The following is a 24,712-nucleotide window of genomic DNA, read 5'->3' on the forward strand; positions in this document are numbered from 1 at the left end:
CTATCTTCATTTAATGCACAATCCATTATCCGAACGCTAAGAACGTACGGATAAACAGAGCATTCCAAATATTACATACGTAAGAATGGTACAAAAAATTATAAAACCGAAATCAGCCATTACACCAATCATCGGCCCCATTATTCCCGCCATTAATCCTCCTGAAACACCTGAAAGCAAAGTTTGGTAGTCCACTAATGCGCCAAATATTGCACCGATTGCCATGGCAATCACCGTAACAAAAATCGTAACCAACGTATAATGGCTAGGAAATGCATTGCCAAGAACTACACCAACAGCCAATCCCATCACTCCACTACTTAACATGGCGATATTCATACCAAGATGATAGCTAATTAAAAATTTTATCCTGTATAAAAAAGTATACGTGACAAAACAAACAATAAAATAACTCATTAATATTAACCAAAATATTACACTCAAATAGTCAGCTCCTTTATTTTCAATATATGTCATCTTCTTGTTATGAAATTCCCATGAAAAGAAATACCTGTTGTACAGATAAATTGATTACTTAGACTCTTACTAATGTTCCTTCCACTATACAAAAGTTTTGAAGTAGGTAGCTTAACTTTGGAAATTACAAAATTTTTTGTTATACAGGAGGAGATTTTTTTGAAGAAAACAAAAGAGGTTGTTGGCATTACAAACACATATGATTATGAACATCCGGAACTAAAAAAAGAGGAATGTTACACTTCTCCCGCGAGCCCTTTACCTTTATATGAATTGAAGTTATTACAAGAATTTATTCATGGTGTAAATATACAAAACCTTGGGGAGCATCTCCCCCATTTTAAAAAGCAAATGATGCTTATGAAATTTTTTAAATTTAAAAAAAATCAGCTTGTAGAGGTCTATTCCAAAAATGGCGATCAGAACATCCATACTGTGGGTAAAGTTCATACAATAGGACGAAATTTCGTTATGTTAAAAACACTCTTTACTCGGATTTGGATACCATACATTACAATTCACTCAGCTAAATCCCCGTTTGGCATTCCCGCAATTCATAACACACACCAAAATGTCGTGATTGATGAAGAGCTGCGAAAAAAACTATTAACAAACTTCAGTCATACGGTTTCAAATAAACAAGTATTAAGACAACAATTCTTTGAAGAATTATTAGAGACCAATTTGAAAACATGGAAAGGGACGAAGCTGACTATATATGCTACAACCTCAATAAAAGGAAAGATACTTAATATCACGCCTGGAAAGGTTTATTTAAAGCATCATGATGTGCCTGAAATTCCAACTGCTCATATTACGTATATAAAGCAAGGAAGAGTCACTTCTTTTTTCCAACGGTTATTTTCAAACTGGCTTGGACATAACAAAACCTCTAAAAAATCATTCGGACAATGGAAATCATTGTAATAAATTTATTTTAGCTCAATATAATAAATCGATGCATTCACAAATATAAGGAGGTGAAGAAAAGTGGGAGATCCAATAGTTCCTGCAAATGAGATCTTTTTGGAGATGAAAGGGAAAAACATATTACTGGTAACCGAGAGAAATCAATTAAATATTCTCGGTCAAACATTTAGACCTATTTTTTGTGGAAAAGTTGTAGAAGTCACAAATGGCTTTATCACACTAGATCCAGTAACTATTAAAATGCACAACGCTCCGTTTTTTAAATTTCCTACACCACTAAGTTTCCCTATGGAGCATATTGCAGTATTTACACCATTTGATTGTAAACGGAAACTTGTACTTGTATAGGTTTTCATTTAGAAATTTCATAAGAATAGGAGGTTCCTATGGATATAAATAAACTGGCTACACAACTTGGTATTAGCATGCCAGATATTAATACCATACGACAAACTGTTGTAACACAAGCTTTTGAGAATAATATAGGTGTTAGAGCATTAGTATTACTCTCCCAATACCCCTTTCTAATTATCGGACCTATTGCAGAAGTGGTTAGTGACTATTTAGTTATAGAGGCAGAGATTACGAATATAACGGAGCTTGATGGAGAAAAATTTCGAGTTCACATTGACGATATAGAAGTGTTTTATATTGAAAAAGAAAACAGACCTATACCTGATATAAGGAATGGCATGAATGATTAGACAATTTCACATTGTTGCTATCCCCATTCGTATTGTTGTCAATCAATTCGGTGACCACGATCCAGAGGGTATGATGTATGTATTAAAGGAAAATGAAAGTCTAATCAAACAAAAAGTCGCTAAGAATCCATTTACGCCAGTAGATTTGGTTGAGCCATTAGTTATTCGCGCAAATGTAGGTGATGATATTGAGGTTGTATTTGAAAATCAACTTCCCTTCAATGCATCGATGCATATTCAAGATGTAGAATATAATGTTTTTACTTCTGATGGAGCTTTTGTTGGGCGAAATCCAAATACGACAGTTCCACCAGGAAAAAGTATTGTATACAAATGGCAAGTTCATGTTGAAGGAACCCATTTTTTCTCTGATTTAGGAAATACATTATCAAGTGAATTAGGGAGTAATGTACATGGTTTGTTTGGTGCACTTTTTGTAGAACCACGGGGATCTACTTGGACTGATCCTATTTCAGGCAAACCAATTAATAGTGGTCTTTTTGCCGATATTCACAATCCATTACTCCCCTCTTATCGAGAATATGGTTGGTTTTTCCACGACGAGGAGGAGGTACACGATTTAACAGGGCAAAAGCCCATCAGTCCTCATACTCTTCAACCAGAAGCAACTCATTCCATTAACTACCGTTCGGAGCCTATGCGGAACAGACTACGATTAATTCAAGAAGGTGTTGTTTGTCCAGACTGTGAGGGCGAAGAGGTTCATCACGATTCTTGGGTATTCGGTGATCCAGCAACACCTATTTTACGAGCCTATATAGGGGATCCCTTAAAAATCAGGCTCATTCATGCGGGTATAAAAGAAACACATTCATTTCACTACCATGTCCATCAATGGTTTTCTGAACCAACAAATCAAAACTCCGACCTTCTTGATGTGCAAGCCATTTCACCCCAATCGAACTATTTAGTTACACCAGTATACGGGGCAGGTTCATTACAAGGTGCAATGGGCGATGCTATTATCCATTGTCATCTGTACCCCCATTTTGGAGAAGGCATGTGGGGAATTCAACGTAATTTTGATACGTTACAAGATGGTAGTCAGTGTTATCCGAACGGCGTGCCGATCAAAGCACTTAATCCACTGCCGGATCGACCATTACCACCAAAACCGACACCTGAGAAACCAGGATTTCCAAACTTTGTGCCAGGAATTGTCGGACTTAAAGCACCGCGCCCACCACTCGGCATTATAGGTGGTAGACCAGCTACTCAAATTGAAAAAAATTCTTTTGCACCGAATGCTGTTCCTGGGGCTGTTTTTGTCAACCCAGCTATTCCAGATGTAAACCCAGTAAGGACCTTTGATGTCGTTCTTATACAAATGCCTATTATTTATAATAAGCAAGGATGGCATGATCCTGAAGGTCGCTTATATGTTTTAGCTAAAGATGAAGAAGATATATTAGCAGGTAGAAAAGAACCCGAGCCATTGGTTATACGGGCAAATGCTGGCGAAGTAATACGTTTTAAATTTACAAATAAGTTACCCGAGACACTTGGCGGAAATGCATTCCAACTAGTCAACCGCACATATGAGGCAGGCATGCATGTTCACTTCGTTAAATTTGATGTTTTGTGCTCAGATGGTGCAAATGTTGGATGGAATTACGATTCAGGCATTCTTTCAGGTGAGACAATTCAATATCAGTGGTTTGCAGATGTAGAATTAAAAGCAACTTTTTGGCACGACCATTTATTTGCCAACGAACATCAGCACCACGGTGTTTTTGCCGGCATTAATGTTCAAGCAAGAGGCTCAAAATTTTTAAGCTCCGTTACTGGTAAAGAAATACAATCCGGTACACAAGCAACAATCGTCAATCCGTTAATTCCCGATTTCCGTGAATTAAATTTATTTGTTCAAGATTTTACGATGTTATTTGATAAAGACGGATGTCCACTCAATCCTCCACCCTTCCCTGGTTCACCAGAAGATCCAGGCGTTATGTCTATCAATTATAAAAATGAACCGATTCAATTTCGTTTAAAAAAACCCGTTCGTGATCCTGCTTATGTTTTCAGCTCATGGGTACATGGCGATCCTGTAACACCATTGCTTCAAACCTACAATGGAGATCCTGTTCGAATCCGTCTCCTTCAAGGCGCACATGAAGAGTCACATAGCTTTAATCTTCACCGTCAGCGTTGGCATAAAGAACGTCCCAACTTATCTTCAAAATTAGATCAGCAGCAACATATAGCTATTGCTGAATCCTTCACACTTGAATTTAACATGGAAGGTGAAGGAGATTTCGATATGCTCTATCATTATGGCTCTATCGATGATATTTGGTTAGGAAACTGGGGTATTTTTAGATCGTTTGAAAAAAGAGTTCCACATTTAATTCCTTTACCAGACCGAGACGCCCCACCGTCACGACACAATCCTTTACCAAGTCCTACGGGGAAACCCCCTGAAAAAGCAACAATACCGAAAGACGCAATTCCACCAAACTCGATTGTTCGAAAATATGAAGTCGCTGCTATAAATGCTCGAATTGACTATAACAATGAAGGAGATCACGATCCTTTTGGAATAATTTTCACACTCAAGGAAAATGTAAAAAATATTCATTTACAGAAAGTGAATCCAGAGCCTTTAATATTACGTGCAAATGTTGGAGAATATGTAGAAATCACACTTACGAATGAATTGAACGATACATTCCATCACGGAGCCTTACATGGTTATCCCGAGGTACCTGTTAGCGCACCATTTCCCCCGTCACAACGAATTTCATTACACGCTCAACTAGCTATTTATGACGTTCAACATTCTGATGGAGCAACTGTAGGATTCAACCTCGATCAGACAATTGCTCCAGGTGAGAGCATAAAGTATATCTGGTATATCGATACTGATTTTGGGTCAGCTAATTTATGGGATATGGCCGACATACGAAATCATCGACACCACGGGGCATTCGGCATACTAATTGCTGAGTCTAAAGGGTCAAAGTATCTCCATCCAAAGACCAGAAGAGAGGGTAATCTAGGACATCAGGCTATTATTTCAAATCCTTTGCTCCCTGAGTTTAGAGAATTCTCTATCGTTATGCATGATGGGGTAAGACTTGTTGATAAAAAAGGGAATGTCATTATTGATCCCGAACCACTCCTCATCAAAGCAGAGGAAAAAGTGGAAGATTTTGAAGACCAAGGCTCAAGAGGCTTTAATTACCGAGCAGAAAGATTTAGTCATTTTGTAGAAAATCTAAATAATGTTTTCAAAGTTTTCAGTGCTACTCAAGTAAGAAATCCAAGCACACCACTATTTTTGGCTTATCCTGGAGACCCCGTAACATTTCGTTTTGCATTCCCAGCTGATAAACCGAGAGCTCATACATTTACCATTCATGAACATCACTTCTTTAGAAGTAAAAAAGATATGTTTTCTTCAATAGTTTCCTTTAAAGGCGAAGCTACTGTTGGAAGTAATGACGATTTCCTTTTATTTTATGGAGCAGGTGGACTATCTCAGCAACCAGGAGACTATTTGTATCGTTCAGGAAATATTAGATGGGATATTGAATTAGGTTTATGGGGTATTTTTAGAGTCCTAAAAAGTAGAAATTCATTGTTAGCTCCACTTAAAGATTATTTAGCATCAACTGAAAATGAAGGTGATTCCACATGAAGCGCTGTAAAAAATGCAAAAAACTAACATGTTCCTGTAATAAATCCAACCCCAAAATTCCAACTCCTGTTTTTTCTTCTCCAACTAGCTCACTACCAAAGGCACAATTAAATGAGTTGAAATTTTGTATAGATGAAGCAAATCAACTGCTACAATCACTAGGTTCAGAAAGCGACGTAAACAATACTCGCCAGCTTCAATTACATTTCCTTAAACTTCAAGGTGTAAATGTGAAAATAAAAATTAATTGCAAATTTATAGAAAGAACAAAAGATGAAGATACAATAAAAAATCGAGTAATTGAGACAATTGAAGAAAAAGCAGGTTTATTAAGTATTGCAGGACGAGATTTTATCCAGTTGAACACGAATTGTGGACCTATCTTTATTTTATATACGCGACTCATTTCACTATCCCACATTAACAACTCTCAAGAAGAAGAGCCATACGATTTAGAAATGCTTAAAAATAAAGCTCTCGTTTTAAATTTCGGAGAATTTGTGTCAAAACGTCCTTCATTAATTAATTTATTTTTTGGCATCCCACTTTATCAGCAATTACAAAATTATATAAGAGAAACTGTTCAAGTTAAAACGGATCAACTGATGAAAACAGGAACCTTATTGTCAGCCACTGAAAACAACATTCATATAAAAAACCAAAAAGGCAATCATCATGTAAATATTAATGATATTACCTTTTTGCAAATTTTGAAAAACAAATGGATAAAGTGCTGATTATCCTCACTTCCCATATAAAAAAGCCATACTTCCCCTCAACAATTAGGGAAATTTGGCTTTTCATCTTTTATAACTAAGCTAGTTAGTTTAAACTATATCATTTGCAAATAATCTAAGCTAGTTTCGTCAGTAACTTGCCTGTAAAGCCTCTTCATAGACAAGTTTAACATCTCAGAGGATCAACAATCATTGTGCTGCCTCGCTCTTTTCAAATCGTAAAATCCTCTTTGTGGCAATTGCCATCACTACCATAGCAATACTAATCATTAAAATAGGAACGTAGACTTTAACACTAAATGCTTCAAATAATAGGCCATACAATATTTGCCCAATCGGTGCCATACATTGTGAAACGGCAATGATAATAGCCATGACCTTCCCTAAGTTTTCATTAGGCGTTTCTTTTTGTACAAGTGTAATAACATATATTGAAATAACGGTCAGAATCATAGCTATGATAAGCGCACTACCGACAAATAAAGTATAAGACGGATAATAACCTATATTAAGAATGAGTGGCGTAACTGCTAGAGCCATTGGAACAATCAATAAAGCGGTGATAAACACCCAAAAGTATAAATTATTGATGCCCATTTTTTTCGCAAAGTATCCCATAGATAAAGCTCCTAAAATTGTAGCAAAATCGATTAACCCCATCCCTACACCATACAGTGTATCACTACTTTGCATTGTAACACGGAGAATAATCGGTACACCCACGACAAACAACGGAGTTAGTAATAAATTTAATAATGCCGCTAAAATCATACATTTGAATATAAAAGATTTCTTCACTACATAGCTAAAGCCCTCTTTCAAATCATTTACAAGCGTCGGAATAATATGTCCGCTCTTCTCTCGTTGGATAAATGGTATATGAATAAACATTTCTAATATGGCAGAAAGGAAAAAGAACACACCACTCACTATGACAAGTACTTTTAAGCCAATCATACCGTACAGTATTCCGCCTAATACAGGAGCAGCTACATTAGACAATGATTGAATACCATTAACAATTCCATTTGCCTGCTCAAGCTTTTCCTCTTCTACAAGTACTGGAATACTGGCCATCACTGCAGGTGCGTACATTGCACTAACAAAGGAAAGCAGTACCATCACAACACCAATAAGCCAAACGGAACTATTACCAATCGCTAGCATTGCGAAGAAACTAAACACAATTATGCTACTCGTAAAATCGAAAATCACCATTAAATTGCGTCGATTAAACCTATCAGCAATTGCTCCCCCAAGAGGTGCAAGTAAAATTGGGACACTCGATATCGCAAATAGTACTGCAAAAAGATCTGCACGTCCTGTAATATCTAGTACATAAAGCGATAAGGCAAACCTTAAAAGTGCAGATCCTAAAATAGAAATAATTTGCCCAATCACCATCAGGTTAAAATCTTTTGAAAAGCCTTTTCTATTAATCTGTGATTCCATTCATTAGACCCCTTTCTTTAACATTCATGACCCTTTTGAAAGTGTCGAATATTTTTGTATTATAAGAAGAAAGACATTACTAAAAATACTTATAGTACTTAACCAAATGAGCCACTTAATTTGTGAACTCCAAGATATTATTAACAATAAGAACCCTACGATAATGGATACATAATTTCCAGTGCGACTATTTTTTGAATTCCGACAAAATTTCCCCTTAACCTCATACGCAGATTTCTTTATTTTACGTTTCATAAGATAAACTTTTTCTTTTAACTTCTGCTCAGTATCTTTTGCTTTTTGAGGATAAGAAAATGATGTTTCTCCTTTAATCATGGCGTTCTTCATCTCCATAACGTCGTTTTAATAACTCTGTTAAAACTCTCTCTTGGAAGTCCGAAATCTGTTCTGGTTCCTTGATCTCCATATTTACCGTTTCTTCATACCCATCTAGTTCCTCACCATCAAAACGATAAAGTTTTTGCAATAACTTCCACAATGTTTCAATTTCCTCAGTTTTAAAGTCTTTAAAGATATCTGCTAAAAAGTAAGTAGACTTCTCCGAACAAGCAATTAAAGCTTTTTTTCCCTCTGAAGTAATCTCGACATTGATCGATCTTTTATCTAATTTACTTGGTATCGTTTGGACATAGCCTTTTTTCACAAGACTCGTTATTAACTTATTCGCAGTCTGCTTAGTTGTACCAAGCTTTTTAGCAATATTTACGAGTGTTGTATTTTCTACTGGTAAATGGGCAATGGCAATAAGAGCCATATGCTGTCTCGAAGTTAATACTTCTAAATATTCATCTCCTTTTATTTGAACTTTATTGACAACTGAAAACAATGTCGCATAACTTTGCTGCATAAAATGCAATTCCTTCAATAAAAGATTTAAATCCATATGTAGCACCTCTCTATTTAGTCACCATGTTTACTAAATGATACATAACGATTTCCCAAAAGTCAACATGGTGACTTTTATACTTTTCAAATAGAATGAGATACCATGCTAATAGACCGACTGTCGGTTTATAATATTATATGATATCCCTCCAAAAAAAGGAACTTATTTTAAACATCTTCTTGAAAAAGATAGAAAATTTTTCACAGGAATAAAAAAAACTATCCATTTAATCATTTTATACTAAATTATGAAAAAATTAATTTTTTCATTGAAGGCACTACCAATATTCCTTTTAATAGTATATTATATTCGTTGTTTCCTTTTTTTGAAAAACTTGATTAAATAGGTGATTTCGTGAATCAATATTTTCAATTTTTGTTCCTTTGCCATAGATTACCAAGCAGATCTTTTTTTTATAGAGGTGTTCAATTTCCGATTTGCGCACGTTGCACTGGAATTTGTATAGGATATGTAATTGGCATTATATTGGCATTATTTAAAGTTCCACCTTTTTTTTATGCTCTTATTTTAACAATTCCTATGATTATAGACGGAACAGGACAATTATTTAATAAATGGGTTAGTACTAACAATCGGCGATTAGTAACAGGAATACTCGGTGGAATAGGCATTGTTTTTATGATTTTACACGCCGCTCTCTTATTTTGGAATCTAACTATTTTTCTCTATAAAAAAGGGGAATATATTGGTTCATTAATTTTTAACTAAGGAGATTGAAAATGTTTTGTACATACTGTGCATCCAATCTATCAGAGCATGCAGAAATTTGCCCAAATTGTGGTGTTAGAAAATTCAAAGTACATAATTACTGCCATCATTGCGGGAATGAATTAAATTCTTTTCAAGAAATGTGTACTTCATGCGGTATTATTTTAAGAAAATCTCCAAAAGGTACTCATCCACTAGCTCCTGCATTACTTACATTTCTAATACCAGGTGTAGGCCAAATCATTAATAATCAAATGGGTAAGGGATTTCTTTGCTTATTTATATTTATAATGATTTCTGTTTTTATTTTAAATAATTTAATAATTGGATTCATAATTGTTGGTTTACCTATTTTAATTGATGCTTATTTAATCGGGAAAAAATACTATGAGGGAAAAGTAGTAGGAAAATGGGAATTCTTTTAATTTTCTTTTAGGAGGTATAATTTAATATGTTTTGTCCACACTGTAATGAAGAAATTGCGGCACAAGCAGAAATTTGTCCAAAATGTGGTGTTCGTGTAAATAATACAAACCCAGAGGATAAACCAAATATAGCAATTAACATCCTTTCTTTTTGTTGTGTACCGCTCTTAGGGATTATTATGTACTTTGTATGGAAAGATGAAAAGCCTAAAGCAGCTAAATCCGCTTTAATATGGGGGCTTGTTGCAGTCGTTGTATATGTAGTAATAATGTTCTTATTTGGAATATTAGGGTTTGTACTTGGTTCTATCGACGAGTATAATTATTAAAAAGATGCTTGGACTTAGCTAGTCGAAACTTTAAAAAACGCGAGGAATCAATTTTAAAACATTGATTTCTCGCGTTTTTCTGATGTGTAATTTTTTATGTTCCTGCCACCTATCCTCATTACCTGCTCATTTCATATTCAGTTCATAAAGACATGCTATAGTTAGTAACATAAAAGATTCATATTTTATTGTTGATGAAATCGAAGGAGGATTTACATTGCAGGAGGCATCAAAAGATACTACAAAAATGAAGGATTGGCGGCGCTTTGTTCACTTAGTCAAACAGGCTGAGCCACCAATATGGCTTTTAATTATTGCATTAATAATGAGTTTAGCTACTACGGGCGTAGGCTTTATCGTTCCGTTATTTACAAAAAAATTAGTCGATGGCTTTTCATTAGCATCCCTTGATTATTGGCAAATACTTTTATTAGGGATTGCTTTTATCGCACAAGCTATTGCGGGTGGACTTTCCATTTATTATTTAAATCGTGTCGGACATCATGTTGTCGCGAAATTGCGAGATCAGCTCTGGAGAAAGCTACTTCATTTACCAATTCCTTATTATGATGAGAACGATACAGGTGAAACATTAAGTCGTGTTACGAATGACACAGCTGTTGTCAAGGATCTCATTACTGAACATCTTGCGAACTGTTTATCAGGCGTTATATCTATTATTGGATCAATCATCATTCTATTAATCTTAGACTGGAAAATGACCTTAGTCATGCTGATTGCCGTTCCGCTTGCTATGGTTATTTTAATGCTGTTAGGAAGACGAATGTTTGTCATTTCAAAAGGAATGCAAGATGAGACAGCAAAATTTACGGCTGTGCTCAATCAAGTTTTACCGGAAACACGATTAGTAAAAGCTTCAAATGCCGAGAATATTGAATATGAGCGTGGTAAGAAAGGTATTACAAACCTCTTTACATTCGGCTTGAAAGAGTCTAAAATCCATGCTCTTATTTCTCCTCTCATTTCGTTTGTATTAATGTCAGTTCTCGTGGCCATTATTGGATATGGAGGTGTACGAGTTTCTTCAGGAGAACTTACAGCTGGCGACATGGTGGCATTTATTTTATATTTGATCCAAATCATCATGCCGATGACCCAATTAACAATGTTCTTTACACAGCTTCAAAAAGCAATGGGTGCTACTGAGCGAATTAGTGCATTACTTGAGCATGAGGAAGAAAATATTTTCGATGGAAACATATTAGAAAAAGTGGATCAACCGATTTATGTAAAAAATGTTGACTTTGCTTATGGGGAAGATCTAATTTTATCGAATATTAATTTTACCATTGAACCAGGTCAAGTTACGGCAATCGTAGGACCTAGTGGCGGAGGTAAAACAACAACATTTTCTCTGTTAGAAAGATATTATCAACCTACTAACGGAAATATTACACTTGGAGAAACCCCTATCAACACGTACTCCCTACATTCTTGGAGAAGCCAAATCGGCTACGTTGCTCAGGAGAGTGCACTGCTGTCTGGTACGATTCGTGAAAATATTTGCTATGGCATTGACAGAGAAGTGCAGGATGAAGAGCTTGATAGAGTTGCTAAAATGGCCTATGCCGATCAATTTATTAATGAATTACCAGAGCAATTTGATACAGAGGTAGGAGAACGAGGCATTAAACTTTCTGGTGGTCAACGACAACGAATTTCTATCGCTAGAGCACTTTTGCGTGACCCTCAAATATTAATGCTAGATGAAGCAACATCTAGTCTAGATAGTAAATCGGAAATCTATGTACAAAAAGCATTAGATAATTTAATGCAAGGTAGAACAACACTTGTAATTGCACACCGTCTATCTACAGTAGTAGATGCTGATCAAATACTTTTTGTGGAGAAAGGACAAATTACAGGCAGCGGCACGCATGAAACTCTATTTGAGACTCATAACATGTATCGAGAGTTTGCCATGCAACAATTACGTATCAAAGAGGAATAACGGAGGGATTTGTTACCCATGACAAAACTATTAATTGTAGATGATGATGCGCATATTAGAGAATTGGTAAAGGTATTTTTACAGAATGAGGGTTTGGAGGTAATTGAGGCTATGGACGGTGTGGATGCATTGTCCAAATTGGATTCCGAGAAGGTGGATATGATTATAATGGATATCATGATGCCAAATATGGATGGCTGGGAATTATGCGAAGAAATACGTTCATTTAATGATAATCTACCAATCTTAATGTTAACTGCCAAGGGAGAAACCTCGCAAAAGGTAAAGGGTTTTCATCTTGGAACAGATGATTATCTTGTTAAACCATTTGAGCCAGCAGAGCTGATTGTCCGTGTGAAATCAATACTTAAAAGATACCATATTTCCCTATCTCAACTTGTGGAAGCTGGCAATATTAAGTTAAATCGTAATACACACGAAGTCTTGTATAACGATGAATCTTTAACACTTCGTTTAAAGGAATTTGAACTATTATTTACGTTAGCAAGCTATGCTGGAAAAACTTTTTCACGTGAACAGCTAATCGAAGAAATTTGGGGATACGACTATGAAGGTGATGAACGTACAGTCGATGTTCACATTAAAAGACTTCGTCAACGTTTCCCTCAAGAAACAAGCGGATTTTCTATTCGTACAATTCGCGGCCTAGGCTATCGATTGGAACTTGTTTCATGAAAAGACTAAAAAATTTTTTAAAGCTTTTTTTAACTTTAATGCTTCTTCTTTTCATTAGCATCGTCTTTGCTTTTATTTCCTACCATATAACGTCCTGGCTTTATGATTGGTTAGGCAAACATCCACAAGGTTTCTGGCTTCAATTATGGACCGTAGTCGGTGTTTTTGTTCTCTTTGCTTGCTCAGTCATCATCACCTTTTTAATTGGACTAAAAAGACAACGGAACTATTGGAATACGATTGTAGATGCATTGAGCCGGATTGCTAAAGGTGATTTTACTGTTAAATTAGATCTGAAAACAGATGAAGAGCAGTTTGGTCAATTAATACATGGCATCAACCATATGGCAGTCGAATTAGGTGAAATGGAAAGAATGCGCCAAGAATTTATCTCGAATGTATCACATGAAATTCAGTCACCTCTAACATCTATTAATGGCTTTGCTAAAGCGTTGAAAAACATTGACCTCCCTGAGGATAAGCGACGGCATTATTTAACAATCATTGAGATGGAAAGTAATCGACTATCAAAAATTAGTGACAATTTACTAAAGCTAACGTCGTTAGAATCACAACACCACCCCTTCGAGCCAAGGCATTACCGACTCGATAAACAATTGCGCAATGTCGTACTAACACTTGAACCAAATTGGCTAGCTAAAAATATCTACATGAATATGCAATTAGAAAACATTTCGCTAATAGCGGATGAAGATTTAATGAATCAAGTATGGATGAATTTATTAAGCAACAGCATTAAATTCACGCCAGCTGCTGGCACTATTACAATATCTATGCTGAAGAAAATGGACACGATCACCATTGCCATTCATGATAATGGTATAGGTTTAACGCCGGAACAACAAAAGCATATATTCGAGCGATTTTATAAGGCTGACCTATCGAGGACAGCTGAGAATGGCGGGAGTGGTTTAGGACTATCGATTGTAAAGAAAATCATCGATATGCATAACGGGGAAATCACTGTTGAGAGCAAGCCTGCTGAATTTACAACATTTTTTGTAACACTGCCATTAGAAATCAATAAGGCTCGTGCAAACGAATAGGAGATTCATTCTTCGTCCGCACGAGTCTATTAGGCAGATGAACTAGTAAGCTATTTTTCTAAAATATTGATAAACTTTTTCGAGTTTTCTGTTTTGTCTCCCCTTCTGACTTTCCATATTGCCAAATTCAAAAAACTTTACTTGTTTAATGCCAACAAAATTAAATAACGCTCTCTTCATTAATATTTTATGAGCATTATTTAGCCATAATAGTGGATATTTTGTTGGCCCCTTCATTGTCGAAATACACACCACTGATTTTCCTTTAAGAAGCCCCTCAGGAAATAGTCCTTTTTTATCTTTATAAGCAAAATTGGCCGCAAACAATTGATCAATATACCCTAAAAGCATTGCCGGCGGCCTTCCCCACCATATCGGATAAACAAAAACGATTTTATCAGCCCACCTAATTTGTTCTCGATATTTCTCAAGTTTTGGATCACGAAACATATCACGACGGCGTTTCTGTTCATGAAATACTAAAAGCGGATCAAATTGCTCCTCGTATAAATCTAGTATTTGAATCTCCTTTATGAATGGATTGTCATTACAGCCTTTCATAACCTCCTGAAAAAAAGCATAATTCAAACTTTTATGATTGGGATATGTATAAATAACTAATGTGTTCATCATGCATCCTCCATTACTTATCATTTGATAACAAAATCATAAATCACCTAACTTTAGTTGTCAAATGATAATTGTTTTAAGATAAGTTTTTTGTTATCTTGTCTGTAAGAGGTGAACACATTTGGACAAAAAAGAATTATTTAATCAGTTCGTAGCATTTACAACATCAGTACATCAAGTAACACATGAACTAACTCAAAACGTTAAAATCGATAATATTACACCTGTACAATATAAAATTTTAGAATATATAAAAGTAAGCCAGCCAGTTACGCCTACTGAAATCAGTGATTGCCAGCATATGTCCTTACCTAATACAAGCCGTGAATTACGCAAATTACAGGAAAGAAAGTTTATCGGAAAAATTAGCGATACCAAAGATCGAAGAAAGCACTATGTTTGCCTTACAGAGGATGGAGAAAAAATAATGGCGGAAGCATTCGCCTGTATTGATGAGCGCTTTCAACAACTTATTCAACATGCATCTAAGAAAGATTTAGAGGACATTAGTTATGCTTTAAACATTCTAGACGAAAAGGTCTTTAATCCAAAATCATAAAAAAACCTGCATTGTTTTTCATTAGGAACAGCAATGCAGGTTTTTTCACTGTTTATTATATTGACAAAGAAAGCGTTCTACACCTGGGTATTTCTCTCTCCTAGGCTAGTTATGAAAAAACCATAGCGTCGATAAAAATCTACAGCCTCATAATCCGTTTCAGCAACTACAAAATGAATTAGTGTGTTTTTATCATCACGATTGACTCTACGAATATTACTATAAATCGAATCTGGAAAATGATAATTGTGAAGATGAGTAATCATATCCCGCGAAGTAGTACCAAGCTTTAAAATCATTTTCTTATCTTCTTCAAAAACGAATTCCTCAAGCATATTCGTCTTTATTAATGCTTTAAGTAAGTGACCTTCATTTATATAAACTTGGTTATAGTTTTGCATATAACAAGTTGCTTGTTCCAAAACTGTTAAAACATCATTTGTTATTAGAACATTAAATAAATTATGACTGGTAACATTCTTGTCTGATATTAGATCAAGTTCATTAACTAAGTTTCTTATAGAAGCTTCATCTATAGTACATTTTAATACTATTTCGCCAAGGACCCCCTCTTTTTCTTTTAAACAAGCAAATAAAAAATGAATAGGCTGTAACACTTTACGCTGTGAAGAGAACGCTTCTTTTCCGCGTTCTTGAAGATCCTTAACATACGATTTGTTAATTTTATATAAGCCGAATTCATTTGCCTGTCACCCTTTCATTGATTTTTTTCAACTTCTCAATTTTTAACACTTAAAAAACAATGTTAAATAATTGAAATATTAGGATTTCATCATACCATTAATCATTTTATCTATCATAAATAAAATTGAAACTATTGATTTATCTACCAAAAATTAGGTATTTCATTAAAACATATGTTGAATATAGTGGAGGCTAGAAGAACGAAGGCTAAACTCACGTCCTGTGATAACGCCTTCGTGACCAACATCGTGTTGGCCCGAGACCCTGGAGCGCAGCGAAGCAGCTCATCAGACGCCCCCAGGAAAGCGCCCAGCCGGAACGGAAATCAACCACATGTTATGGTAATAATCCTGTTTAATGTTAATTCCCCCTTATCCTCGCTATTAAGAAAACGTTAATACCTATACATCGTCACCCATTTGCATTTTTTTTAATAGTATAAAGATGTATAGAAGGAGGAGACATAAGTGGAAGTAGCAGTGTTAGACAAGAAGTGGATTGAAGATCATTTTGAAACACTTCCATTATGGCAACAGTCAGCATATACAGACTTCGCTGCCATGGTTGCAGATGAAGCAAATACGTTTCCCTGTATTCCAGCTAGAAAAGGCTTTTTATCGAACGAGCTTCGCTATAGTTTTATCGGAGATCCACGAGAAGAGCAATCGATAAAGACGTTAGCACGATGCTTAAAGGAATACGATAAGTACGCTAAAACGTTTGGTCAGTATACAACACATACCATTTTCTTCAAGACCCCTAATGATATGCATAAAAATTTCGATGTTGAGGATTATAGAAATTTATTTTGGTCTGTTTTAAACAATTTGACGAAATTAGATGATATCGATTGGCCAAAAGAAATTCCAACCGCTCCAGCGCATCATGAATGGGAATTTTGTTTTAACGGTGAGCCTTATTTTGTGTCTTGTGCAACGCCCGCACATAAATTGCGCAAGAGTCGTAATTTCTCTACTTTATTAATGGCCTTTCAGCCACGCTGGATATTTGAAGAAATGAACGACTCTACTGTCTTTGGTCGAAAATTAAAGAAGCTTATCCGTCAACGCATTAACGAATACGACGCTATCCCAGCTCATACTGATTTAAAATGGTATGGGCAAGAAGGTAGTTATGAATGGAAGCAGTATTTTTTAAGTGATGATAATAGTAGTGCATCGAAATGTCCTTTTTTACGCATGCAACATTCTCTGATCTTTCCACAGAACAAAGAACAATAATCAATTATGCCTCGGCATAATTGCGTCCGAAATCGGCTTTGGGCCAACAGATGTTTTTTGCGCGAAAGCGTAGTGCTAACGCAACGTCAGCAACGTGGTTTTGTCTGTGCGAAAGGAAGCGACAGCACAAGGGTTTTATCTGCGCGAAAGCGAAGCGACAGCACAAGGGTTTTATCTGCGCGAAAGCGAAGCGACAGCGGCAACAGCATGATGTTGGTCACTCAGTCATGTGTTCACTTTCGCACAGATAAATTACCACAGAACGTGGCGTTCTTAGACTGAGTTCTTCTATTTCAGCGGATGTCTTTTGTACCGAAAGCGTAGCGACAGGTACAGATGTTTGGACACCCGCCGAAAGAAGTTAAACATGCTTACCGTATTTTTGCCTTTTCATAACAATCCAAGTCGCAATTCCTATAATGATAATAAAAAGCAGGCTCACGAAAAAACCGAGTCTGCTTGTTTTTTCCCCTAACGTCCCAGACACCGTTACCAAAATGAGCAACATCCCGATACCATTCTTCACATGCCCCCACTTCGACAGCTCCATTAGCTTTCTATATGTCACTAAGATAAAGAGCCAGTTATAAATTAGCATTAGCCCTGCAGCTGTAACCAAATATTCAAAAATCTTTTCTGGCATAAGAAAACCTATAACAATAGTGATGATTAAACCACTAGCTAAAAAGAGAAATGCAGGAAACGGAATCTTCATCTTCCCTTTTTTCGCCAAAGCCGTTGGAGCATCATGATCCTCTGCCAATGTAATGAGAATCGTTATGACCGCATATAAAGAGGCGACCATTGTTGAAAAACCTGCAATAATCAACACTCCGTTAAAAATATCTGCAAAAAAAGGTATGTGATAGCCATTAAGTGCTGTAATAAATGGGCTTTCCTCAATATTAAAGTCCTTCCAAGAAACAAGTGCCAAGGCAAGCATAATAGCCATTATAAAAATGATAGTTATAGCAATAAGCATCACTTTACCAGCTTTCGGTGCTTCTTTAGGATTTTTTAAATCAATGACCATTAACCCCATAACCTCAATTCCACCAAATGCATAAAAGGCATATAGTAGCCCAAGCCATATTCCTTTCACACCTTGTGAGAAAAATTCTTCATAATTTGCATGCAATGCAGCGAGTGCCGTTGATTCCGAATTAAATCCTTTTATTATTAAGACAGCCGCTACTATAATAAACATCACAACCGCCGCTGCCTTTAACGCACCAAAAATATTTTGAAATTTTTCAAAGCCCTTCATACCCGTAAGAATAACAGCTAATCCAAGTGCAGCATAAATAGACGCAGCCATCCATAATGGAAGCGTCGGAAACCACAACTTTGTGAAAATACCAAGCGCCGTCAATTGGCTACCCATAATAAGCATCTCAGAAATCAAGTAAATCCAGCCATTACTAAATCCTGCCCAATTGCCAAAAGCTTGCTTTGCATACGTACGGAATGATCCCTTATCTGGATTATCAACTGACATCTTAACAAGAGCATCGTAGACAATATACGTAGCAATTGCCGCTAACAAAAAAGGAATCACCACAGCAGGACCACTCTTATGAATGGCCATACTTGTCCCAAGAAAAAATCCTGTTCCTAGTGTACAACCTATACCGAGAAGCGAAAGCTGCCACCAAGACAACCTCCCTTTACTTGTTTTAGATGTCATTTTGATCCCCCCTCCTGCCTTTTGGCTACTTTCTTAACAATGGCAATGTCATGCAACGAATGCCACCACCGCCTTTTTCAAGCTCCGTGACATCAATTTCTATCAAATTTTTCTTTTGTAATAGTGGATGCTTCGTCCAGTGCTGCTTCGCTGCTTGCTTACTAATTAACAGTGTTTCGGGATTAAGATTAATAAAATTGATATCAGGGATTGTATTATATTTTTCAAGCCAGTAAACGTCAAAGCCATGGTGATTTAAAAATTGCTCGGTCATTTCAAAACGATTTGTTTGAGCTGTGAACACGTGTACAGGAAAATAACGCATAAAGTTTTTAGCTATTAGCAGATTAGCGTTCGTCACATTACAATTCATATCTAAATGAAGTGTATCGGCGCGTCTTGGCAAATCAATGATTGCAATTTCCGAAAATCCTTCTTGGAAGATACGATCCTTGATACTTTCCACTGCCTCTAACGTTGTTCTCATTCCAATATTAATAAGTACGGCATCCTTATTTAAAATCAGCACGTCTCCACATTCTAAAGCAGTAGAAGGTTGTTTCACTTTTAAATGTTTTTCTGGAAACCACTTTTCTAATAGCGAGTGTGCATGTGGATACTCTGGACGCCTTAGCGAACTACCCGCCTCACCACGGAAAATACTATTTCCTATAACACAGGCTAGATCGCGTACAAAGTATCTATTAATAAGCTGCTCACTTACTATTTTTACATCAGTTGATAGCTCTTTCGAATAATCAATAACCTTGACACCCGCATTTTCTAGTGTTGTCTTAAATCCCATGAAATTCTCCATTGCTTTTACATGATTAACAGCAGCATCCCATCCTACATTTTCAGCTATTGTTAAATCTGGTACATCTAATTTTGAAGGTGCACAAAGCATAACAACCTTAAGTTCTTCATGCTCCGACCAACAATTCGGTTGAAATGAGTCCATATTGTATTCTCCCCTTCTTCATGACTATCTTTGTTAGCGTTACCACCAAGATTGAGATTATACAAATTAAAGGAGGATTTTTTTGTTATTTAGACAATTCATATATAAGGACAATAACAAATACAGAAATGAGTGTAACTATGGAATACTATCAATTATGCCTCGGCATAATTGCGTCCGGAATCGACTTTGTGCTCGCACAAAGAACTCCTTCCCGATTCTGCGACATCCGCCGGAGGCTTTGGGCCAACACGATGTTGGTCACTCAGTAGTTGCCACAGGACGTGGCGTTCTTAGACTGAGTTCCTCTATTTCAGCGGATGTTTGGACACCCGCTGAAAGAAGTTAAATTTTTAAGACAATATGTAGGACACCAACCCATCATTTTACCTGGTTCAGTTGTATTAATTCTCAATAACGCAAATGAAGTGTTATTACAAAAAAGATACGATGGAGGTTGGGGGCTTCCAGGCGGTTTAATGGAATTAGGGGAAAGCTTAGAAGATACCGCAAAAAGAGAAGTTTTAGAAGAAACAGGTTTAGTTATAGAGGATCTAAAGTTATTAGGTGTTTTTTCAGGACCAGATTATTATCTTAAAGTTTCGAATGGGGATGAATTATACTCAGTTACGGCAGTCTATTATACAAGAAATGTTAAAGGCGATTTAGTTATTGATTATAAAGAATCAGAGACAATGCAATACTTTTCACTCTTAAAGTTACCAGATGGATTAGATTGCAGATATATTGAACCATATATAACGCAGTTAGTTATAGAATAAGATTTTGAGAGAAAACTTATTACGTCTCTTCACATTATAGGGTTGAAAATGCAACTTTTTAATGTAGGAAAATCAATGCTAAATGAACTACATATTGTAAGCCTCTATCAATGAAAATATTGGTGATAAGCTTGCTCAGCATCCATTTCGCTCGTAAATATTAACATATCGTTTGTTAGCGGATAATACGAATCCAAGAGAAGTAGCGCCAGCTCATTTGGATTATCAGGATTGTTCACCACTGCCGCTTCCTGTATGTTTACTACTTCCTGAATAGATGGATGTTGATAAAAAATGAAAACTATATCCCCTGCACTATATTGCTGTTGCTTCATTCCATCACCTTCCTATGCCTTTCCATTAGTTTGGTGTAAGAAGATGTTAAATATAATCAATTTTTGATTTCTCATATAGATATTTATTTAAATGCATAACCAAATTAGAAATTTTTCCAATAATCCATACTCCATATCATAAAAAGTTACAAAAAGAATATATATAATCATGTGATATGCTTCACAAATGCGGAATTTTTGAATTATTTGGTATACTTGAAAAAAGGAGGAGAAAATATGATTAAACAATCAGTTATTGAAAATGTACTTGAAGCAGCACTTTCTACAGGTGGCGATTTTTCCGAAGTTTTCATTGAGGACAAGTTCGTCAATGAATTAACATTACAAAGTGGAAAAATTGAAGAAAGTATTTCAGGACGTGACTTCGGCATTGGTATACGCATTTTTTCCGGTCTTCAGAGCATTTACACATACACCAACGATTTTTCAGAGGAAGGCTTACTAGCAGCAGCAAAACGAGCAGCACTTGCCATTAAAGGTGGTGCTACCGGAACGATTCAGCCACTAAAAAAAGAAATTATTACCCCTATTCATAACATTATCATTCTACCAAACAGTGTGGAGCTTGCTAGAAAAGTAACGATTATGCGGCAGGCTAATGGCATTGCTAGAAATTATGATGAACGCATCAGTCAAGTTAAAGTTCGGTATCTTGACGAAGATCAGCATGTTTTAATCGCCAACTCAGAAGGAAAATTTGTAGAAGACAAGCGTATTCATAATCGACTTGCCATCCAGGTAACTGCCTCCGAGGGCAAAGAAATGCAAACGGGCTTCTATGGTCCTGGTGCACATGCAGGCTTTGAATTTATCGAAAATCTAGATTTAGAGCACTATGCTGGTGAAGCTGCACGTATTGCAGTCACTATGCTTCATGCCGATGAATGTCCTAGCGGTAAATTCCCAGTCATCATTGATAATGAATTTGGTGGCGTTATATTTCACGAGGCTTGTGGTCATGGGCTTGAAGCAACAGCCGTCGCGAAAAACAATTCCGTTTTTGCAAATCGTATTGGTGAAAAAGTTGCCCCTGATATTGTTACATATATTGATGATGGCACACTTCCAAACGAATGGGGTTCCCTTAACATTGATGATGAAGGGGAAAAAACACGAAAAAATATCTTAATTGAAAATGGTATTCTAAAAGGCTATATGATTGATAAATTTAATGCGCGCCGCATGAATGCTGAACCAACAGGCTCTTCACGTCGTCAATCCTATCGTTTCAATCCTACATCCCGAATGACGAACACATATATCGCTCCAGGCACTTCTACACCTGAAGAAATTATTGCATCTACCGAATATGGTATTTATGCAAAATATATGGGTGGCGGTCAAGTAAATCCATCGACTGGTGATTATAACTTCGCGGTTATGGAAGCTTATATTGTAAAGGATGGAAAAATAGATCGTCCTGTACGTGGTGCAACACTTATAGGCAACGGTGCAAAAACATTACAGCTAGTTGATCGCGTTGGTAATAATCTTGCGCACGGTGCTGGCATGTGCGGATCAATTAGTGGTAGTCTTCCTGTCAATGTTGGTCAGCCGATGATTCGTGTTAGTGAAATGACAGTTGGAGGAACAAAGGGGGAATAAGTTATGAATATTGCTGAATATCAAGAAAAACTACTAAATAAGGCGATAGAAGCCGGTTTTAACGAGGCTGAAGTTTATTATGAACGAAAAAACTCTTTTCAATGTATGCTTTATGAAGGACAGATTGATAGCTATCAAACGTCTGAAGATGGTGGCCTAAGTCTACGTGGGCTGCATAACGGAAAAATGGGTTACGCCTATACAGAAAAACTAGACGATGATTCGATGTCCTTTTTAATCAACAGTGCAAAAGAAAATGCAGACGTTCTAGATGAAGATGAGGGCATAGATATTTTTGAAGGCAGTAATGAATACACACAATATGTATTTTACAATGAAGAATTAGAGACTATCGGAATTCCAGAAAAAATTGAGCTACTTCGTTCAATTGAACAAAAAATTCGAGCATTCGATTCGCGCATTGTAACGCTTGATTACTGTTTGCTTCAAGAATATACTACTGAACGTTCATTAGCGAATAGTAAAAACCTTTCCTTATCAAATAAGGAGAACGGCTTAGTCATCTTCCTTTCTACAGTCGTCAAAGAAGGTGAGGAACTAAAAACGGGTGGGTATTTGAAAATGACACGTGATTTTCATTCTCTCAATGCTGAGGAAATTGCCAAAGCAGCAGCTGAGGAAGCACTTGCAAATCTAGGTGAAAAGTCGATTCCATCTGGAAAATATCCAATCATCCTACGCTCTGATGCGACAGCCTCATTACTAAGTACTTTTATGCCTATTCTGTCAGCTGAAAATGCACAAAAGGACCAATCTTTATTAAAAGGGAAAGTCGGACAAAAAGTAGCGTCAGATACTTTGACATTACTGAATGCTCCATTCCATCCTGAAGCTTTGTCTGGTGCAAGCTTTGACGGTGAAGGCGTTGCAACAAAGGAGCAGGCGATAATTTCAAATGGAACACTGCAAACACTATTGCATAATAGAAAAACGGCAAAGCAGGAAGGCTGCGAAACTAGCGGACATGCACATAAAGACTCTTACAAAGGTACTTTATCAATCGCACCTCAAAATTTATATATTTCACCAGGTAAGCGATCACAGGAGGAGTTAATGGCCACAGTTTCTGAAGGAGTCCTTATTACTGAATTATCTGGCCTTCACTCTGGTACGAATACGATTTCCGGTGATTTTTCAGTCGCGGCAAAAGGATTCTATATTCAAGACGGCAAAATTGTCTCACCTGTGAAGCAGATGACAATCGCTGGAAACTTCTTTGAATTTTTAAATAATATCGAAGAAATTAGCTCAGATCTTTACTTCCTGCCAGATGGGTATGGTTCTGCATCTCTCCTTGTGAAAGAATTATCTGTAACCGTAGAATAAGGTAGAAAAGAATTTATGATTACAAACCAGTATTTCTTATAGAATCAAAAAAGCAAGTCTCCTTTTAATGGCGACTTGCTTTTATTACTTCAATTTATTTCATCAAATCAATTTTTTTATTTAATAAATAAATAGTCATACCACCAACAGTCATGGATAGCAATTCTCCAACACCTACTGTAAACCAGGTTGCCCAAAACGGAAGATCATTGAGAATTGTTAATTGTCCTGCAACGGTGAACATTGATACAGCAAAAATCAATGCAGTTATAACCATTTTCACAATATCATTTGTTATATTTTTCGTTACTTTTCTGCAAAGAATTAAAACTAGAAATGTCGCAATTCCACCAATAGGTACATCTAATACCCATGTTGGTGACATGAAATTTGCGAGTACTACCCCTAGAGTCACGGCTAATACATAGCGCTTGTTATATAGGGCCAAGTAGTTAAACATCTCCGACAAACGTAGTTGAACTGCCCCAAAACTAATAACTGACAATAAAACAGTTACAGCCACATATAAAGCTGCAACTAGTGCCGTTTTTGTAAGTTCGGTTACAGAAATACGGCTAGAATCTTTTACAATAGTTGTATTCAATTTTATTCTCCTTTGTAAAATAGCATTTTCGCTATTTTAGTAATAACTACGGCCAAAGGAAGAGAGCATTTCGCCCTATCTGAAGTGCCGCAGTGCAAGCTGAATTTTGCTTACTTGCGTATTATAGCAGAAGAATTTACGTTTGA

At 36.4% G+C, this 24,712-nt stretch carries 26 protein-coding genes; 16 read left to right on the forward strand and 10 right to left on the reverse strand.

Translation table 11 applies throughout. The features are described from left to right. Positions 1–36: 36 nt before the first annotated feature. Positions 37–477 (reverse strand): hypothetical protein, encoded by a 441-nt coding sequence (locus tag ACYQ73_RS00410; protein WP_460010639.1) that lies wholly within the window; start codon positions 475–477, stop codon positions 37–39. 159 nt (positions 478–636) lie between these two features. Here ACYQ73_RS00410 and ACYQ73_RS00415 point away from each other — a divergent pair, with 159 nt between their 5' ends. The 5 genes from ACYQ73_RS00415 to ACYQ73_RS00435 all read left to right on the forward strand — a co-directional run bounded on the left by ACYQ73_RS00415 (position 637) and on the right by ACYQ73_RS00435 (position 6,512). Continuing rightward, positions 637–1,404 (forward strand): hypothetical protein, encoded by a 768-nt coding sequence (locus ACYQ73_RS00415; protein WP_460010640.1) that lies wholly within the window; start codon positions 637–639, stop codon positions 1,402–1,404. A 63-nt stretch (positions 1,405–1,467) separates the two neighbouring features. Beyond that, positions 1,468–1,755, forward strand: a complete 288-nt coding sequence (locus ACYQ73_RS00420; protein WP_156304550.1) for a hypothetical protein — start codon at positions 1,468–1,470, stop codon at positions 1,753–1,755. A gap of 38 nt (positions 1,756–1,793) precedes the next feature. After that, positions 1,794–2,111: a hypothetical protein gene (locus ACYQ73_RS00425; RefSeq protein WP_460010641.1), complete on the forward strand. Its 318-nt coding sequence runs from the start codon at positions 1,794–1,796 to the stop codon at positions 2,109–2,111. Next, on the forward strand, positions 2,104–5,775 hold the full coding sequence (locus ACYQ73_RS00430) for a multicopper oxidase domain-containing protein (RefSeq protein WP_460010642.1): 3,672 nt from the start codon (positions 2,104–2,106) through the stop codon (positions 5,773–5,775). The genes ACYQ73_RS00425 and ACYQ73_RS00430 overlap by 8 nt, the downstream gene beginning before the upstream one ends. Beyond that, the gene (locus tag ACYQ73_RS00435; protein ID WP_460010643.1) at positions 5,772–6,512 is read left to right on the forward strand and encodes a hypothetical protein; all 741 of its coding nucleotides are present in this window, start codon (positions 5,772–5,774) and stop codon (positions 6,510–6,512) included. The genes ACYQ73_RS00430 and ACYQ73_RS00435 overlap by 4 nt, the downstream gene beginning before the upstream one ends. Before the next feature lie 189 nt (positions 6,513–6,701). Here ACYQ73_RS00435 and ACYQ73_RS00440 read toward each other — a convergent pair whose 3' ends face one another. From ACYQ73_RS00440 to ACYQ73_RS00450, 3 genes are read right to left on the reverse strand one after another with little or no spacing between them, the layout of a single operon-like run. Next, positions 6,702–7,964: an MFS transporter gene (locus ACYQ73_RS00440; RefSeq protein WP_460010644.1), complete on the reverse strand. Its 1,263-nt coding sequence runs from the start codon at positions 7,962–7,964 to the stop codon at positions 6,702–6,704. 24 nt (positions 7,965–7,988) lie between these two features. Further along, positions 7,989–8,300 carry a hypothetical protein gene (locus tag ACYQ73_RS00445; RefSeq protein ID WP_460010645.1) on the reverse strand — a complete coding sequence of 104 codons (312 nt, stop codon included), beginning with the start codon at positions 8,298–8,300 and terminating at the stop codon, positions 7,989–7,991. Further along, positions 8,293–8,868, reverse strand: coding sequence for a MarR family winged helix-turn-helix transcriptional regulator (locus ACYQ73_RS00450; protein WP_460010646.1), 576 nt, complete (start codon positions 8,866–8,868; stop codon positions 8,293–8,295). Before ACYQ73_RS00450 ends, ACYQ73_RS00445 begins: the two co-directional genes overlap by 8 nt. Positions 8,869–9,225: 357 nt before the next feature. Between ACYQ73_RS00450 and ACYQ73_RS00455 the strand changes: the two genes are divergently transcribed. From ACYQ73_RS00455 to ACYQ73_RS00480, 6 genes are all read left to right on the forward strand, one after another. Beyond that, positions 9,226–9,600, forward strand: coding sequence for a DUF2085 domain-containing protein (locus ACYQ73_RS00455; protein ID WP_460010647.1), 375 nt, complete (start codon positions 9,226–9,228; stop codon positions 9,598–9,600). An 11-nt stretch (positions 9,601–9,611) separates the two neighbouring features. Beyond that, positions 9,612–10,025 (forward strand): zinc ribbon domain-containing protein, encoded by a 414-nt coding sequence (locus tag ACYQ73_RS00460; protein WP_460010648.1) that lies wholly within the window; start codon positions 9,612–9,614, stop codon positions 10,023–10,025. Between the two features lie 26 nt (positions 10,026–10,051). Then, a complete protein-coding gene (locus tag ACYQ73_RS00465) occupies positions 10,052–10,354 on the forward strand; it encodes a zinc ribbon domain-containing protein (protein ID WP_460010649.1) in 303 nt (100 codons plus the stop codon). Between the two features lie 217 nt (positions 10,355–10,571). Then, positions 10,572–12,326 carry an ABC transporter ATP-binding protein gene (locus ACYQ73_RS00470; protein WP_460010650.1) on the forward strand — a complete coding sequence of 585 codons (1,755 nt, stop codon included), beginning with the start codon at positions 10,572–10,574 and terminating at the stop codon, positions 12,324–12,326. Positions 12,327–12,344: 18 nt separating this feature from the next. Further along, positions 12,345–13,022, forward strand: coding sequence for a response regulator transcription factor (locus tag ACYQ73_RS00475; protein ID WP_460010651.1), 678 nt, complete (start codon positions 12,345–12,347; stop codon positions 13,020–13,022). Then, positions 13,019–14,089 (forward strand): HAMP domain-containing sensor histidine kinase, encoded by a 1,071-nt coding sequence (locus ACYQ73_RS00480; protein WP_460010652.1) that lies wholly within the window; start codon positions 13,019–13,021, stop codon positions 14,087–14,089. Before ACYQ73_RS00475 ends, ACYQ73_RS00480 begins: the two co-directional genes overlap by 4 nt. 42 nt (positions 14,090–14,131) lie before the next feature. Here ACYQ73_RS00480 and ACYQ73_RS00485 read toward each other — a convergent pair whose 3' ends face one another. Continuing rightward, positions 14,132–14,719, reverse strand: coding sequence for an NAD(P)H-dependent oxidoreductase (locus ACYQ73_RS00485; protein WP_460010653.1), 588 nt, complete (start codon positions 14,717–14,719; stop codon positions 14,132–14,134). Between the two features lie 121 nt (positions 14,720–14,840). Between ACYQ73_RS00485 and ACYQ73_RS00490 the strand changes: the two genes are divergently transcribed. Beyond that, a complete protein-coding gene (locus ACYQ73_RS00490) occupies positions 14,841–15,278 on the forward strand; it encodes a MarR family winged helix-turn-helix transcriptional regulator (protein ID WP_460010654.1) in 438 nt (145 codons plus the stop codon). Positions 15,279–15,355: 77 nt separating this feature from the next. Here ACYQ73_RS00490 and ACYQ73_RS00495 read toward each other — a convergent pair whose 3' ends face one another. Further along, positions 15,356–15,895: a Clp protease N-terminal domain-containing protein gene (locus ACYQ73_RS00495; protein ID WP_460010655.1), complete on the reverse strand. Its 540-nt coding sequence runs from the start codon at positions 15,893–15,895 to the stop codon at positions 15,356–15,358. Between the two features lie 555 nt (positions 15,896–16,450). On the opposite strand from ACYQ73_RS00495, the gene ACYQ73_RS00500 reads away from it, so the two are divergent. Further along, positions 16,451–17,224, forward strand: coding sequence for a YqcI/YcgG family protein (locus ACYQ73_RS00500; RefSeq protein ID WP_460010656.1), 774 nt, complete (start codon positions 16,451–16,453; stop codon positions 17,222–17,224). Positions 17,225–17,585: 361 nt separating this feature from the next. Here the strand turns inward: ACYQ73_RS00500 and ACYQ73_RS00505 are convergent, their stop codons facing one another. Beyond that, entirely contained in the window at positions 17,586–18,911 is a 1,326-nt protein-coding gene (locus ACYQ73_RS00505) for an amino acid permease (RefSeq protein WP_460010657.1), read from the reverse strand. 25 nt (positions 18,912–18,936) lie between these two features. Continuing rightward, complete coding sequence (locus ACYQ73_RS00510; protein WP_460010658.1) at positions 18,937–19,872, reverse strand: arginine deiminase family protein; 936 nt, start codon at positions 19,870–19,872, stop codon at positions 18,937–18,939. Positions 19,873–20,192: 320 nt separating this feature from the next. On the opposite strand from ACYQ73_RS00510, the gene ACYQ73_RS00515 reads away from it, so the two are divergent. After that, on the forward strand, positions 20,193–20,654 hold the full coding sequence (locus ACYQ73_RS00515; protein WP_460010659.1) for an NUDIX hydrolase: 462 nt from the start codon (positions 20,193–20,195) through the stop codon (positions 20,652–20,654). Between the two features lie 107 nt (positions 20,655–20,761). Here the strand turns inward: ACYQ73_RS00515 and ACYQ73_RS00520 are convergent, their stop codons facing one another. Further along, entirely contained in the window at positions 20,762–20,989 is a 228-nt protein-coding gene (locus ACYQ73_RS00520) for a transcriptional regulator SplA domain-containing protein (protein WP_460010660.1), read from the reverse strand. A gap of 237 nt (positions 20,990–21,226) precedes the next feature. Here ACYQ73_RS00520 and ACYQ73_RS00525 point away from each other — a divergent pair, with 237 nt between their 5' ends. Continuing rightward, the gene (locus tag ACYQ73_RS00525) at positions 21,227–22,615 is read left to right on the forward strand and encodes a TldD/PmbA family protein (protein WP_460010661.1); all 1,389 of its coding nucleotides are present in this window, start codon (positions 21,227–21,229) and stop codon (positions 22,613–22,615) included. Between the two features lie 3 nt (positions 22,616–22,618). Next, positions 22,619–23,962 (forward strand): TldD/PmbA family protein, encoded by a 1,344-nt coding sequence (locus ACYQ73_RS00530; RefSeq protein ID WP_460010662.1) that lies wholly within the window; start codon positions 22,619–22,621, stop codon positions 23,960–23,962. A 94-nt stretch (positions 23,963–24,056) separates the two neighbouring features. Here the strand turns inward: ACYQ73_RS00530 and ACYQ73_RS00535 are convergent, their stop codons facing one another. Next, on the reverse strand, positions 24,057–24,566 hold the full coding sequence (locus tag ACYQ73_RS00535) for a QueT transporter family protein (RefSeq protein ID WP_460010663.1): 510 nt from the start codon (positions 24,564–24,566) through the stop codon (positions 24,057–24,059). Between the last annotated feature and the right edge of the window lie 146 nt (positions 24,567–24,712).

This window comes from Lysinibacillus sp. CTST325, assembly GCF_054665055.1.